The 15,011-nt window shown below is 51.2% G+C and carries 11 protein-coding genes; 8 read left to right on the forward strand and 3 right to left on the reverse strand.

What is annotated here, in order from left to right; genetic code table 11:
* Positions 1-282: 282 nt before the first annotated feature.
* From MUN86_RS15290 to MUN86_RS15315, 6 genes are all read left to right on the forward strand, one after another.
* Complete coding sequence (locus MUN86_RS15290) at positions 283-3,339, forward strand: SusC/RagA family TonB-linked outer membrane protein (RefSeq protein ID WP_245118930.1); 3,057 nt, start codon at positions 283-285, stop codon at positions 3,337-3,339.
* A gap of 26 nt (positions 3,340-3,365) precedes the next feature.
* Positions 3,366-4,916 (forward strand): RagB/SusD family nutrient uptake outer membrane protein, encoded by a 1,551-nt coding sequence (locus MUN86_RS15295; protein ID WP_245118931.1) that lies wholly within the window; start codon positions 3,366-3,368, stop codon positions 4,914-4,916.
* A 32-nt stretch (positions 4,917-4,948) separates the two neighbouring features.
* Positions 4,949-5,749, forward strand: a complete 801-nt coding sequence (locus MUN86_RS15300; RefSeq protein ID WP_245118932.1) for a PKD domain-containing protein — start codon at positions 4,949-4,951, stop codon at positions 5,747-5,749.
* A 101-nt stretch (positions 5,750-5,850) separates the two neighbouring features.
* The gene (locus MUN86_RS15305) at positions 5,851-6,717 is read left to right on the forward strand and encodes a glycoside hydrolase family 16 protein (RefSeq protein WP_245118933.1); all 867 of its coding nucleotides are present in this window, start codon (positions 5,851-5,853) and stop codon (positions 6,715-6,717) included.
* A gap of 200 nt (positions 6,718-6,917) precedes the next feature.
* Positions 6,918-7,415 (forward strand): helix-turn-helix domain-containing protein, encoded by a 498-nt coding sequence (locus MUN86_RS15310; RefSeq protein WP_245118934.1) that lies wholly within the window; start codon positions 6,918-6,920, stop codon positions 7,413-7,415.
* 45 nt (positions 7,416-7,460) lie between these two features.
* Positions 7,461-8,933: a glycoside hydrolase family 30 protein gene (locus tag MUN86_RS15315; protein WP_245118935.1), complete on the forward strand. Its 1,473-nt coding sequence runs from the start codon at positions 7,461-7,463 to the stop codon at positions 8,931-8,933.
* A 57-nt stretch (positions 8,934-8,990) separates the two neighbouring features.
* Here the strand turns inward: MUN86_RS15315 and MUN86_RS15320 are convergent, their stop codons facing one another.
* The 3 genes from MUN86_RS15320 to MUN86_RS15330 form a co-directional block, all read right to left on the reverse strand.
* Positions 8,991-10,682 (reverse strand): ABC1 kinase family protein, encoded by a 1,692-nt coding sequence (locus MUN86_RS15320; protein WP_245118936.1) that lies wholly within the window; start codon positions 10,680-10,682, stop codon positions 8,991-8,993.
* Positions 10,683-11,188: 506 nt separating this feature from the next.
* Complete coding sequence (locus MUN86_RS15325) at positions 11,189-11,602, reverse strand: phasin family protein (RefSeq protein WP_245118937.1); 414 nt, start codon at positions 11,600-11,602, stop codon at positions 11,189-11,191.
* A gap of 261 nt (positions 11,603-11,863) precedes the next feature.
* The gene (locus MUN86_RS15330) at positions 11,864-12,787 is read right to left on the reverse strand and encodes an alpha/beta hydrolase (RefSeq protein ID WP_245118938.1); all 924 of its coding nucleotides are present in this window, start codon (positions 12,785-12,787) and stop codon (positions 11,864-11,866) included.
* Positions 12,788-13,290: 503 nt separating this feature from the next.
* Between MUN86_RS15330 and MUN86_RS15335 the strand changes: the two genes are divergently transcribed.
* A complete protein-coding gene (locus MUN86_RS15335; RefSeq protein ID WP_245118939.1) occupies positions 13,291-13,896 on the forward strand; it encodes a glycoside hydrolase family 26 protein in 606 nt (201 codons plus the stop codon).
* A complete protein-coding gene (locus tag MUN86_RS15340) occupies positions 13,833-14,987 on the forward strand; it encodes a glycoside hydrolase family 26 protein (protein WP_245118940.1) in 1,155 nt (384 codons plus the stop codon). The genes MUN86_RS15335 and MUN86_RS15340 overlap by 64 nt, the downstream gene beginning before the upstream one ends.
* Positions 14,988-15,011: the final 24 nt, after the last annotated feature.

A 15,011-nucleotide genomic window follows, 5' to 3' on the forward strand; every position in this document is an offset into this window, starting at 1 on the left:
CGTGGCTGCATTGGCCCGGAGGCTTGCTGTCCTGGCAGCCTGGTAAGGGTATGCTCGTTGCGCTCTATCTGATTTAATTCTTTTTACGGCTGGCTTTTGCTTTCAGCGGGGAAAGCTAGCGCTATTCAATTCCCACACTTTTCTCCATCACATATGAATCGTACTCAATACTCGTATTTGGGATTACGGCGCGCAGTACCATTGGCAGCCTGCGGGCTGTTAACGCTATCCGCATCTTTTGCGGAAGCGCGAAACGCCGCTTCCGTCTCACCTCTCACCACTGTGGCTGACGTTCCGGTGTCGGGCCGCGTAACGGGAGAAAACGGCGACCCTTTGCCAGGGGTTACTATCATCGTGAAAGGCACCACACAGGGTATAACCACCAACGCTGATGGTGGCTTCGCGCTCAACGCCCCAGAAGGTTCTACGTTGATATTCAGTTACGTAGGTTTCAGCCGCAAAGAAGTAACGATTTCGGGCGCTACTACCAGCTTGAATGTTAGTCTGATAGAAGACACCCGAGCCCTGAGCGAGGTAGTAGTAGTAGGCTATGGTACGCAGGAAAGGGGCAGCGTAACAGGAGCTATTTCATCTGTTGGCTCCGCTGATATCGTGCGGCAGCCGGTACCTGATGCAACGCAGGCTATTCAAGGCAAGGTTTCGGGCGTAACTATCACCTCAAATGGGGGCGCTCCTGGCGGGGCAGCGGGCACTTCGGTGCGTGTGCGTGGCATTACCTCAGCAGGCTTCAACTCGCCCTTGTATGTAGTCGATGGTTTCCCACTGCCGGCTGCTACAGATGGCAACGGCAACGCTACCAACACCGAGCTTACCAACATCAGTCCGAATGACATCGAGACAATTGACGTTCTGAAAGATGCTTCAGCCACAGCTATTTACGGGGTACGGGCTGCAAACGGGGTAATTATTATTACCACTAAGCGGGGTAAAGCTGGTCGGACATCAATCAATTTTGATGCCTACCGGGGCGTGCAAACCGTGGCTCGTAGACTAGACCTGCTCAATGCTGAAGAGTACGCGACTATTAACAATGAAGCCCGTATTGCGGCCGGACAGCCCATTGCGCTCGAGAAGCTGCGCAATCCTTCTGCACTAGGCGAGGGCACCGATTGGCAGGACCTACTATTCCGCCGAGCCAAGATTCAGAACTATTCACTTTCTGCAACTGGCGGTAGCGAGAAAGCACAATATGCCCTTTCAGGCACTTACTACCAGCAAGACGGCATTCTCCTCGGTTCTCAATTCGAACGCTTTACTCTGCGCGCTAATGGCGATGTTCGATTGGGTCGGATTTTTAAAGTAGGTAACAGCATCGCGCTTACTCACTTGAGCGACCGGCAGGTTCCGACTAATAACGGCGAGTACGGTACGGTGCAACAATTGCTTCGGATGCCGCCTACAGTGCAACCCTACCGGCCCGATGGCTTTTACTATCAGCCCAATAACGATGCAGATAACTTTACCGAGGAAAACCCACTTGCTACTGCTCAGCGCGTCGACCAAAAATACACTCGCAACCGAGCCCTCACAACGTTCTACGCCGAATTAGAGCCCCTCAAAGGGTTACGCTTCCGCACCAATGTTGGGGCTGACTTCATCTTTGACAATAATAACGCTTTCGCACCCAAGGCACCAGAACTAGAGGGGTACACTACCCGTCCTACGTACCTGATTGCCAATGCATCGGCTTCGTCGAGCTATGCGCCAACGTACTTGATCGAAAACACAGCGAGCTACGACCATCTTTTCGACGAAAAGCACCAAGTAACGCTATTGCTTGGTCAGTCAGCTCAGCAGTTCAATTTCAGCAACGTCGTAGCTTCTCGGTCAAATTATACCCGCAATGACCTTCGGACCATCAACTCGGGTCCTATTAACACACTGCTAGCCAACGGAGGTACTATCGATACGCCTCGGCGCTTGGCCAGCTACTTTAGCCGTGTTAACTACGAATTTGCGGGCAAGTATATCTTCCAAGCCACGGCCCGCTACGACGGTTCATCTCGTTTTCAATCAGGTGAGAAATTTGGCTTCTTCCCTGGTGTATCGGCTGGCTGGCGCATCTCAGAAGAAGATTTCCTCAAAGGCAACAGCGTAGTAAGCAACCTCAAAGTGCGGGCTGGCTACGGGCAGGTTGGTAACGAGCTCAACGCTGGCCGTTATGCTTACCTGTACTCCGTTAACTTCGGTATCACTTATCCGCTTGGTGACGGTACCCTTCAGCCGGGTGGCGCGCCAACTCGATTGGCTAACCCCAACCTCCGTTGGGAGAAAAACGAGCAGACGAACATTGGTATTGATGCTGGATTCCTCGAAAATCGCTTCGAAGCTAGCCTTGACCTTTATAGCCGCAACTCGCCTAACCTGATTGCCGGCGTGCCACCTTCCCTGGTATCGGGTACGTACGAATCTGTGGCTACTAACGCTGCTAGTGCTTACAACCGCGGCTTAGACTTCTCGATTACCTCCCACAACTTTACAGGAGCCAATCAATCACTGGACTGGTCGACGACGCTGAACTTGTCGGCATATAAGACCCGTTTGGTATCTCTTGGCGCTGGCATTCCTTACAACGGACAAGGTTCTTTGAGCGGCACTATTGTGCGTTATGATGAAGGCTACGCCTTCGGCTCCTTCTATGGCCTCATTGCCGACGGCTTGATTCAGACGCAGGAAGAACTGACGACTTTGAATACCGGAGCAAACGTGAACAACCCAAAGAACGACTTGTATTATCAGCGGCAAGCAACAGCCCCTGGCGACATCAAGTTCCGCGACCTGAACGGTGATGGTACTATTACCGACGCCGACCGCACATTCATTGGCAATCCGAACCCCAACTTCACCTTCGGCATCACCAATACCCTGAGCTATAAAAACTTTGATTTAAGTTTCTTCATTCAGGGCGTACAGGGGAATGATGTGTATAACCTCAACCGCTATATCACGGAGAATGCTCTCTATGGTACTACCAACGGCACTACTCGCATCCTGAACCGCTGGACTGGCCCCGGTACCAGCAACGATGTACCCCGTGCCATTGTGGGTGACCCCAACGGTAACCTACGGGTATCAACTCACTACATTGAAGATGGCTCCTATGTGCGCCTCAAGAACCTAACGTTTGGCTACACGTTGCCACGCACCCTGATGAGTCGCATTTCAGCTAATCAGGTGCGGGTGTACTTCACGGCCCAAAACCTACTGACGCTGACCAAATACACCGGTTATGACCCAGAAGTAAGTGCTAGCGGCGTCGACCAGGGCATTTATCCGCAGGCGCGTGTATTCATGGGCGGCATCAACATTGGGTTCTAATCTTTATAATTCACATCCACTTAGTCATGACTATCTCTAAATTCACCTGTAGCACCGCCTTCCTCTTAACATTGGGGTTGCTGACAGGTTGCTCCGAAGATTTTCTAGAAGAAGCGCCTGCTGACCAAATAACGGACGCTAACTTCTACCAGACGGAAACCGACGCTGTTCAGGCTACTACGGCTATCTACGGCGAACTCAACAAAGAAGGCCAGTACAATATGGCCATGTGGGCCTTTGATATGTGGGCTGATATTTCTAGCACTGGCGCCGACGACGGCAACGATGGCAAGGAGTACAAGCAGCTTGAGGCTTTTAGCATCCCAACCACAAACGATGTAGCCAACCGTCTTTGGGGTGGCTCGTTCGTGGGCATTCAGCGAGCCAACATCGTCATCCAGAAGGTTCCAGGCATTCAGAACATCGATCCCACTGTTCAGAAACGTTGCATAGGCGAAGCGCAATTTTTACGGGCCAAATACTACTTCGATTTAGTACGAGCTTACGGCGATGTACCCTTGTTTACAGCGCCGCCCACTAGCCCGGCAGCCGTTAATATTCCGCGTACCCCAGTTGCGGAAGTGTACAAGCAGATCGAGCAGGATTTAATTGATGCCTTTGGCAACCTGCAACCCGCCTACACCGCAAATGCCGATCTAGGTCGGGCTACCAAGTGGGCCGCAGCCGGCCTTCTAGCCAAAGTCTATATCACCGAAGGCAAGAAAACCGAAGCCGCCCAATGGGCACGTGAGGTGATCAATAACTCGGGCAAGACCATGTGGGCTAATTACGCTGACAACTTCAAGGTTGAGAACGAAAACAGAAACGATAAAGAGTCTTTGTTTGAAGTCCAGTTCGTGAACGGCCGCAATCCCGCCGATAACCCATACATTCGGAACACGGTCGGCTCAGCCATGAACGAGTTCTTCGGACCTCGTGGTGCCAACCAGACGCCTGGTAGCGGTTACGGCTTCAACATCCCGGACCCTGACTTTGTGGATGGTTACGAGGCCGGCGATACACGCAAAGCGGCGACCATCTTCGTGCCCGGCGATGTATTCCCAGACGGCGCCAAGCAGTCGGCAAAAGCCACCGGTTCCAAACTGGGATACAACGTCAAGAAGTGGTTTGTTGGCAAGGTGAACACCCAAATTTGGGATTCGGGCCTGAACGTGCCCACAATGCGTCTGGCTGAGGTATACCTGATTTTAGCAGAAGCAGTAGGCCCAACGGCAGAAGGACGAGAGGCAATTAACAAGGTGCGCCGTCGCTCTTTTGGGCTCCCTATCAACACGGCGTCTGCTGCTCGCGACCTGACGACGACTAACCCTACCGAATTTACGGAAGCAGTGTTTCGGGAGCGCAAGTACGAGTTAGCTTTTGAGTTTGACCGCTGGTTTGACCTTAAGCGCCGCGGCAATGCCTACACCATTCAGCGCATGACAGAACAGGCCGCATTGCTGAAAGGCTACGAATCCAGTCCGCACGGCATTCCTACGGAAAATAATTTGCTGTTGCCCATTCCGCAATCGGAAATCGATGCCAACCCAGGGCTGGTTCAGAATCCAGGCTACTAACGGCTTTGTGCAACGACTTCAACCTGACATTTATGAAAAATACGTGGAATAAAGCGGCAATCTGGGTGCTAATGAGCAGTTCAGTACTTGTTGCTTCTTGCGATAAAGAAGATCAAGGAGAGCTGAAAGGGCCTTTACCTACGGCTAGCTTTACTGTTTCGGCTGTTAAAACGGTGGGGCTCACCAATGAAGTCACTTTCACCAGCACTAGTACTGATGCTTTTCTGTACAAGTGGGATTTTGGCGATGGTACAACTGGAACGGGTCAGACCATAACTCATAAGTATCAACGGGGTGGCACCGTTCAAGCGCAGCTTACTGCGGCCGGGCCCAGAGGATATACTGTTTCTGACAAGCAGGATGTGGCACTCCCCGAAATTGCTACCATTGTAAAGCAGTTGTTGACGGGTGGATCAACTAAAACCTGGAAGTTTGATAATGCTGCTGAAGCACCTATTATCGTCGGAACCGAAGGGAATCCGGGGCAGTACTACGCGGGTGGACCTGCCAATGGCCTGCCTACCTGTCAGTCCGATGATGAATATACTTTCACGGCAGCTAATGTTCTCACCTACGATGCCAAGGCTGGGACGTTGGTAGCTCCGGCTCAAAGCTGCGAGGCGCCGCGCTCTGGTACTTCAGACTTTACGTTCGGACCAGCTACTGGCCAGGGATATGCCATGCTTGAGCTGAAACGAGCTGGCTCTTTTATCGGTGTGACTGACGTACCCGATCAAACTTACCGCATCATCGACATCAGCGCAACAAAGATGGTGCTGCGGGCTGGCAAACCTGGAGGCACGGTATTTCAATACAAGATGATTGCCAAGTAGCGGGTAGGTGGTAGCACTAGTTTAAATTGGTGAATGACGTTCACCTTTATGCTAGTTGCCTACTTATACTCCTCATCCTAACTCGTGAAAGCTCCTACTTTATGAATTCACACCCCATGTTTGGGCTACTGCAGAACAAGAATAGGGCTAGCATCTTGCTGGCCCTAACCTTATTTGCTTGCACCGAATCCAAGACTAAGAACATTCCCGCTCCCATTCCTACCGTGCCTGCCGTTAATGAGGAGGCGCGCGACTACAGCCAGTATACCACACTGGCGTGGAGCGACGAGTTCGATGCTGGCCCTCTCGATCCAAACAAATGGGTGTATGAGTTAGGCGGTGGCGGCTGGGGCAACAACGAGTTGCAGACCTACACCAACTCTGCCGATAACGTAACCGTGACGGGTGGTAACCTTGTAATACAGGCTCTGCGGCAAGCGGGCAGTAACGCCTACACCTCGGGCCGCCTGATTACCAAGGGCAAGCAAAGCTTCCAATACGGGCGCATCGACGTGCGGGCCAAAGTGCCCAAAGGCAAAGGGGTGTGGCCCGCTATCTGGATGCTAGGTTCTGATATCGACCAGAACAACTGGCCCCGCTGCGGCGAAATCGACATTATGGAGTTGCGTGGCAGCCGCCCGAAAGAGTTGCTATCCACCATGCACTTCGGTAATAGTCCCGCCGAGCACGCTTACAAGGGCACTACGCAAGTGCAGTCCAATGAGCTTTCCAACGACTTCCACATCTTCTCGGTGGTGCGCAGCAAAAACCAGCTCCGTTTCTTTCTGGATGGGCAGCAGTACTACACCTTCGCGAGCAGCGACGCCAGCCCTTACCCCTTCAACAACCCGTTTTTTGTTGTGCTAAACCTTGCTATCGGCGGCGACTTTGACGGCAACCCCGATGCCACTACGGTGTTGCCTCAGCAGATGCAAGTGGATTACGTGCGCTATTATCAGTACAAGTAAGTAGCTGTTTACCAGAGGCTACAGTAGTATAAGCCACCAAAGCAGTTCCTGTTAGACAATAAGTAGCGCAACGCCAGTGCCAATGGTACGGGCAGTCATGAAATCTACTTATTAACCACCAATTTCTTGTAACTCAGCTACTACTCTGGCTCCTGTATTGGGGTTCAGCTTGCTTTTCATGCACTTTTCATACGACTTATATGGGCCGTCAAAAACAGTTTTTTCGGTTGTCGGCTGCCGAGCATCAGGAGGTGCAGCACTACCTGCAGCAAGAGCAGTTGGTGCGTCGGCAAATCAACCGAGCGCAGATGCTGCTCGACTGGCATGTGGGCTACTCAGCCACTGAAACCGCTCAACGCTTAGCCATGACCGAAGGTCGGGTATATGCGTTGCGGCGGGCATACCAGCGCCAGGGACTTACTTCTTACCTCAACACGCATCCGCAGGGAGGAGCCCCCACCAAGCTTACGCCCACCGTGGAAGCCGCTTTACTCGCTCTGCTTTCCCGCCGCAATGCCGACTCGGCCCGCTACTGGACGCTGCGTCAGTTGGCAAACTACTTGGTGGAAAAAGGCCATGCTAAATCGATTTGTCCGGTTACGGTGAGCAAGGCGCTACAACGACTCCAGACGCTTCTTGTCTCTTCCGACTCCGGCAATGAGGTGGCGCAGCCGTCCTACCCCGGTGAGCACAACTGAGAGGTCACGAGTTGCTCTCTTCCTTAGGTTTATGACTCTTCATTCATGATGCTTCCCTCTCGAACAGCCTTCCTCACGCTGCTGGCTGGTATTCTTGTCACTTCAGTTCAGGCCCAGAAAGCCGCTCCTACCGCCAAGCCTTATTCTGCAGTTGGTAAGCAGGTGCAAGTGTATACCACCGCCAACAACACGGCGCTACACCTGACTGCTACCGACAAACTCACTTTCAAGGAAGTAGGCCAACCTTTGGAAACGCAGCCCACCGTTTTTGTCGACCCCAACCACACTTTTCAAACAATGCTCGGCATTGGCGGCGCCATGACCGATGCCGCTGCCGAAACGTTTGACAAACTGCCTAAAGCTCAGCAGCAAGAGTTTTTGCAGGCCTACTACAGCCCTACCGCAGGTATTGGCTACACGCTGGCCCGCACCAGTATCCACAGCACCGACTTTTCCAGCGGCAGCTACACCTACGTGGCCGACAATGATAAGGCCTTGAAAACCTTCAGCGTTAAGCACGACCAGCAGTATCGGATTCCGTTTATCAAGCAGGCACAAGCGGCAGCAGGCGGCAAGCTGACAATGTACGTGAGTCCGTGGAGCCCGCCCGCTTGGATGAAAGACACCAAGAACATGCTGCAAGGCGGTAAGTTACTGCCGGAGTTCCGCCAAACTTGGGCCGACTATTATGTTAAGTTCATTCAGGCCTACGAGCAGCAAGGCATTCCTATCTGGGGTCTGACAGTGCAAAATGAGCCCATGGCCAAGCAAAAGTGGGAGTCGTGCTTATTCACCGCGGAAGACGAGCGGGACTTCGTCAAAGGATACCTCGGTCCTACGTTGAAAAAAGCGGGTTTCAGCAGCAAGAAGCTAATCGGATGGGACCACAACCGTGACCTGATGTACCAACGGGCCAGCACCTTGTTCGATGATCCCGAAGCCAGCCAATACTATTGGGGCTTAGGCTTTCACTGGTACGAAACGTGGACCGGCTCCGCTATGCAGTTCGACAACCTGCGCCGCGTGCACGAGACCTACCCTACTAAAAACCTGATTTTCACTGAGGGGTGCGTCGAGAACTTTCAGTTCAGCGGCATCAACGACTGGAAGCTCGGCGAACGGTATGGTAACTCGATGATCAACGACTTCAACGCCGGCACCGTAGCCTGGACCGACTGGAACGTGCTGCTCGACGAGACAGGCGGCCCCAACCACGTCGGCAACTTTTGCTACGCCCCCATCATTGGCGACACCAAGAGCGGCAAGTTGCTTTACACCAACGCTTACTACTACATCGGCCACTTCTCGAAATTCATCCGACCCGGTGCCAAGCGCATTGCCACTGCCGCTAGCCGCGACGTACTACAATCCACCGCCTTCCTCAACACCGATGGCAAAGTGGCGGTGGTAGTTATGAATAGCACCGACCAAGAGCAGCCTTTTCAGCTCTGGATTAAAGGGCAAGCCGCCGCTGCCAGTAGCCGCCCGCATTCCATCATGACGATGGTGATAAATTAGCTGGACAACTTTCAGCTCTTAACGAAAGGCCTAACTACTCACGTAGCTAGGCCTTTTTTATTGCTCGCGCTGCTCTCGCTTCGAACCTAGTATAAACAGAATCAGCAGCAGAAACGCGGCCACGCCCAGGCTGTACCACGTCACGACCGGTAAACCGCGGTAGTAAGGCATTTGGCCGGCTGGGTACGTTCCCAACAAGCTCAACCCCGCAAACAAAATCATGGCTACGGCCACTGCCGCTAGAATGGCCCGGCTCACCAGTTGATCCGCCTTGCGCAACAACAACAAGTAGCCGCTCAACTCGACGCGCACGCGCAAGTCGCCGCGCGAAATCTTGCGCACGATTTGGCGAATGTCGGCGGGCAGTGTTTGGATCAGGGCTAATAACTGCGTACCGGTATATTCGGCTTCGCTGAGGATATTTTCGGCGGAGTATTGTTCGGCCACGATGCGCGCTCCGTATGGCCGCACAAACTCGAACGTGTTGAAGCGCGGGTGCAGCACCTTCCCAATGCCTTCCAGTATCACAAGCGCCCTTAGAATTAGGAACACGGCGCCGGGCACTTGCAGCTTGTACGTATAAATAACGCTTTGCAATGCCTCAGCCAAATCCGACATGCTCATGTCCTTAACGTCGAGGCTAGCGAAATCTTCAATTAGCTCGCTCAGCGAAGCCTCGAAGGCGCGCATATCCTGAATGTCGGAAGTAATGGCCAGACGCCGGAAGCTCAGAGCCATGCCCCGCGGGTCTTGCCGGGCCATTCCGATGAACACCCCCGCAAAAGCGTACTTCTGCTGCTTGCTCATCTTGCCCACCATTCCGAAGTCGATGAGCACCAGCGTACCATCGGGACGCACCAGCACGTTGCCGGGGTGTGGGTCGGCGTGGAACATACCGAACTCGAATATCTGCGTCAGGTAGATATCCATGCCGGTTTCAGCTACTTTTTCTGGACTCAGGCCCCATTCCAGTAGCTGCGGCTTGTCGGTGATTTTGCAGCCGCTCACAAACTCAATCACCAAAATCCGGGACGTGCTGATGTCGCGGTACGGTTTGGGAATATAGAAGGTCTCGTAAGTGGCGTAGAGCGAGCGGAACTGCTCCATGCTGCGGGCCTCGGAGGTGTAGTCCAGCTCTTTGGTCATGCTTCGCTCGAAGGCATCTACCACGTCCTGTGGGTTGCTTAGGCCTTGTTTGCGCAGAAAATTGCCCGTGAGCCGCACTAATTCGTGCAGCAAGGCTAGGTCGGAGCGTACTTTCTCCTGCACGCCCGGCCGCTGCACTTTCACAACCACTTCCTCGCCCGATAGCAGCCGCGCGCGGTGCACCTGCCCAATACTGGCAGAGCCCAATGGTACATTATCAAACTCGGAAAACACTTCATCGAGCGGATGCCCCATCTCCCGCTCAATAATGTCTTTGGCAACTTGCACATCGAAGGGCGGCACGTTGCTTTGCAATTTCTCAAACTCGTCGATCAGTGGCTGGGGCAGCAAGTCGGCACGGTTGCTCATGGCCTGCGCCAGCTTAATAAAAGTAGGCCCCAGCTCCTCGATAATCATCCGAATCCGCTGCCAGCGCGTGGTTTCAAACACGGCCTGCTCCCCTTCCTGCCACGAAATTCGCCGGCTTTTTGGCACCAGCCGTCGCAAAGGCGTGCTGGTTACAGCATCCTCGAAGCCGTAGCGGATAAGCACCTCTGCTACCTGCCGGATACGGGTCAGGTTGGAAATCGTGTTTTTAAACATCAAGCATTAGATAAACGGGCTGTCGAATAACTCAACAATTCCGACAAGATTCAATTTGCCGCTCGTACTACGCGGCATTGTTTTGTAGTTTCATATGCTTGACGCAAGCTAACAGCAACATCGAAAAACCTTTTAGCTGCTTTATCGCCAACGCGAATTCTTTCTGGTTCAGAAACCGTAAGAAGCCAGCTTTGGTGCAAACAGTCATTGCTACAACCGGCGCTGTATTAGGCATATTTCTGCTTCACTCGGCATGGCTGGCAAAGTGCAACTCCTATCAACATCTGTGATTGAAATACAGAAAACCCCGTTCGGGCAATCCGAACGGGGTTTTTCAATGTTTACACCACTAGCCTACGACAAAGTACTGCCGGTGCTAGACGTGTTATCATTAGGCGAAATGGCCTTCTTGGCGGCTTCTATTTTAGCTTTGTCTTCTTTGCTGTTGGGGCTGCTTTTGCTGCCTGCACTTTTAACTTTACCTGCTGAGCTAGTAGCAGGCGTAGTTACCGTTTTCTTGGCAGCGGCAGTTCTACCCTCCGAGCTGCTAACGTTAGTAACCCTAACCGGGGAATTGACAGTTGGCTTGCTAGCCTTTGATGAGGCGGTTTTGGGGCATCGGCCTTCGGCTCAGCAGCCTTGCTGCCCCCTTTCACAGTCCGCTTCAGTTCTTCCACGTCAGAGTTAGGGGCTACCCCTACGCTTTTCATCACGCGCGAAGCAATGCTCTGAACTTGCTTTTCCAGTTCCTTGCGCTTGGTTTCGCCGTTTTGCTTCAGCTCGTCCATGATTTTGGCTCCTTCCTGCTCCGACAGCTTGCTTTCTTGCACCAGCGTATCAATGGTTTTTTGCACCCGATCGGTGGTGAGGGAAACGAAGCCAACGCCCGCATTGATGAACTTCTTAAACAAATCTTCCATAAAACTGAGTGATTAAAAGAGAGTGAGAGAAGTAAAAAAGGCCTTGCGGACTCGCTGGCCGAGAAAAATAGTATGCAAGCCTACCATCTGCTACAAACCTACAAAATGGCAGCTACATAGTTGATGGTGAAGACAAGATATTCATTGGCAATTGGCTTCTAAAGGCAAAATCATTGTCTCGCAGCTCTCGATCCTATCTTTTCTTTAGCGTTCCACTTTTCTCTTGACTGAATACTCAGTGGCTTTGCTAGCCATTTTATTCTACCGCTGGGCAGGCCTCTGAGTTGCCCAAATGCCCCGAGTAAATTCACCGACTTGATTAAGCGCTTGCCGAGCTTCTGGCACAAACCGCCAAAACAAATGCCACCAATGCACTAGCCCATTAAACACTTGCAACGTGATGGGCACGCCAGTTGATTGGGCTTTTTGGCTGAAGCGCACCACATCATCATGCAACACTTCGGCATCGGAAATCTGGATTAGCAGTGGCGGTAAGCCGTGCAACTTACCCTGACCGGGTGAAACCAACGGGTGCGTATGCGACGTTTCTGCAGCGTAGAGGCTGCCCCACGTCTGCATTTCGAGGGCTTCGAGCACCCGTGCTTCCTCGTAGCAAGCCTGGCGCTGCACTCCGCTAGGCATTGCCAAATCAATCCAGGGGGATAGACCAATGGCTGCGGCGGGCAGTGCTACTCCGGCGTCGCGCAGGTGCAGGAGCAGCGCCAACCCAAGGCCCCCTCCTGCCGAATCACCGGCTATCATGATGTCTTGGGCCTGATAGCCCTCGTTCAACAGCCAGTCGTACGCCAAGCGAGCGTCTTCGAGTGCAGCCGGAAACGGATATTCTGGAGCCTTGCGGTAATTGATAGCCAGCGTGTTTAGCTGGCAGCTTTCCGCCAAGGCCCCTACCAAGGCTCGGTGCGTGTTTAAAGAGCCGATTACGTAGCCGCCCCCATGCAAATACAGCAACACCCGCTTTGGATGGGCGCCAGCGGGCCGAAGCCACTCGGCAGCCATTCCTTCCACATCGGCATCCTCTAGAAATACATTCCAAGGCACGAATTGAAAAAGGGCAGCCGCTTCCACAACCAGCCGGATAGCGGACAGTTGAGGTCGGTGGCGGGCTATTGGACCTGTAGCGGCAGTCAGAAACTGCTTGAGCAACAAATGCTGAGAAGACGGCATTGCGAGAGCAAACGTGGGAATTTAGGCGGGGAGCAGGGCAGCAACAGCGGCACGAAGCCGAAGAAAGTGCATCGCATATTAAATACGCAGAGCAGCAATGGTAAGATACTGATTTAGCTGAAGTTTGCTTGAAAATTACCAGTTGCGCTTTCGTTTTGCAGATCTAGCTGATCTATAGAACACCAACTCGGTAATGAAAGCAGTTGAAACCGATAGCTCCAACTCATAACGTACTACACGCGTCCCAAAGCACATTATAACACGCCAAATAGGATACTCACGCAACACCTAAACTGTAGAATAATGAGATTAAATAGAAATAAGACGCAAATTGCACGATCAACTACCATCCAACAACTTGCCAACGCAGGTTAAACTCAGTAGCTGATTGGCGATTATTCGCCGACTAAAAATACACGCCCTCCTGCGCTTTTCATTCCTGCCCTCTTATTGCCAGCTTGCTTAGCATTTACTTGGTGCTCAGCCACTAATACACCTTTCGCATGAACAATAGAATTGCTTTTTACATTCTAATCATATTCTTTCTTGTTCTTTCTGTTGTAATAGGCTTTAAATACTTTAAGTCATCTTCAATCAGAAACGTAGCAAACACAGAAAGTAAGAGTGAGTTTGCAGAACCAGTAATTGGCATCTATACGCGCAATGGGAATAGCAGTATTGAAGACGCAAATAATTTCCAACACTTCGCAATTAATATAACTGAGCAAACAAGTGATGAAGTAATTCAGCAAGCACTTGCTAGTTTATCTTCCACAAAATCAAATTTAATCACGATAAAAACATTAGGATCTAATCAGGAGAACATTCTACAAAAATTCGTTGATGGTAATTTTGACGCGAAAGTTAAAACCATTTGCAATTCGCTAACAGAAGCCAAGCAGCCCGTTTATTTACGTTGGAATCCAGAGATGGAAGTCCCCGTGACGCTTTATCCTTGGCAATTTCAATCCTCCGCACTTTATAGTGAAGCCTTTCGGCGATTTGCGAAGTTAAGCAAGCAGTTATTGCCTAACGCCAAAGTTGTTTGGGGCCAGCAGGCTACCCAGGAACAGAAGAATACTGGCCGGGCAATGACGTTGTTGATTTAATAAGTATAACCATCAATGGTAAGTCTGAACTTCAGGCAACTGGCTATCCACGCACCAAGGATATGACCGTTTTGCTTAAGCGGAAAATCCATAGAACTCGGTTCATGGATAAGCCAATTCTGATTCTAGGAACTGAAGACCCGAGCACAAATACGCAGGCTAAAGAATTTTTACCAGTTGCAATCAAGGATATTGAACGCGAGCAGGCCACTATTTATTCAACAATAGCTTCTGACTCATCTAGCTCAGGGCCCGTTGCCAGCAGAACCACCAAGCCAGTGATAGGGGTTTATGACCCCAAACAATTACTACTTACAGCCGAACCAGTAAAAGTTGAGCATTTATTTATTGACCTTGGCAATGTTGAAGATGGGCTTTTTGCAAAAGAATTTACAGCTATTACAGCGCGCAAGCATGATGTAATTTTAACGGTTGAGCCTTGGAAAGATAAAAACTATAAGAAGGGAGATAATGTATTATTGAACACGATAAACGGCACCTACGATCCTATATTCAAAAAGCTTTATTCTGTATTATCCGGCACTAAGCAAACTGTATATCTTAGGTTTGCTCACGAAATGGAAATACCTATTGAACGCTATCCATGGCAAAGCCAAGATCCGGTGGTTTACAGCAAAGCTTTCAGGCATTTCATGAGCTATAGTTCACCTAAACTAAAAAACGTTAAGCGCATATGGGGGCCAGCTGGCGACCGGGGTTCTATTGAGTGGTGGCCAGGTGGCGACGTAGTAGATTATATTAGTGTAGCTATTTATGGCTTACCCGATAAAAATATAACTGACCCAAAAAAGCAAGAGTCTTTTAGCACAATTTATGCCCGCAAACATCACCGTATGCTATTTGCGCGCAAACCTATCTTTGTAACTGAATTTGGTGTAAAAGGCCCGGAAGATTTGCAAATGAAATGGTTAGACGATGCGGCTAACGTAATTAATACGCATCCAGAAATTGTAGGAGCTTGTTATTTTAATTTAGCGGACAATCCGAAAGCATGGGGCCAAATAGCGGCGCCTGATTGGAGCATCAATAGAAATACATTTATTTCTTTCACCAAAGAATTAAATCCCTAGCAGTACTTGCATCAGCATTATTAG

This window comes from Hymenobacter volaticus (assembly GCF_022921055.1).
Lineage (GTDB): Bacteria > Bacteroidota > Bacteroidia > Cytophagales > Hymenobacteraceae > Hymenobacter > Hymenobacter volaticus.

What these genes read in the sequence shown, in the direction of transcription:
- MUN86_RS15295 (WP_245118931.1), top strand. Translation starts at nt 3,366, where the DNA reads ATGACTATCTCTAAATTCACCTGTAGCACCGCCTTCCTCTTAACATTG.
- MUN86_RS15300 (WP_245118932.1), top strand. Translation starts at nt 4,949, where the DNA reads ATGAAAAATACGTGGAATAAAGCGGCAATCTGGGTGCTAATGAGCAGT.
- MUN86_RS15305 (WP_245118933.1), top strand. Translation starts at nt 5,851, where the DNA reads ATGAATTCACACCCCATGTTTGGGCTACTGCAGAACAAGAATAGGGCT.
- MUN86_RS15310 (WP_245118934.1), top strand. Translation starts at nt 6,918, where the DNA reads ATGGGCCGTCAAAAACAGTTTTTTCGGTTGTCGGCTGCCGAGCATCAG.
- MUN86_RS15315 (WP_245118935.1), top strand. Translation starts at nt 7,461, where the DNA reads ATGATGCTTCCCTCTCGAACAGCCTTCCTCACGCTGCTGGCTGGTATT.
- MUN86_RS15320 (WP_245118936.1), bottom strand. Translation starts at nt 10,682, where the DNA reads ATGTTTAAAAACACGATTTCCAACCTGACCCGTATCCGGCAGGTAGCA.
- MUN86_RS15325 (WP_245118937.1), bottom strand. Translation starts at nt 11,602, where the DNA reads ATGGAAGATTTGTTTAAGAAGTTCATCAATGCGGGCGTTGGCTTCGTT.
- MUN86_RS15330 (WP_245118938.1), bottom strand. Translation starts at nt 12,787, where the DNA reads ATGCCGTCTTCTCAGCATTTGTTGCTCAAGCAGTTTCTGACTGCCGCT.
- MUN86_RS15335 (WP_245118939.1), top strand. Translation starts at nt 13,291, where the DNA reads ATGAACAATAGAATTGCTTTTTACATTCTAATCATATTCTTTCTTGTT.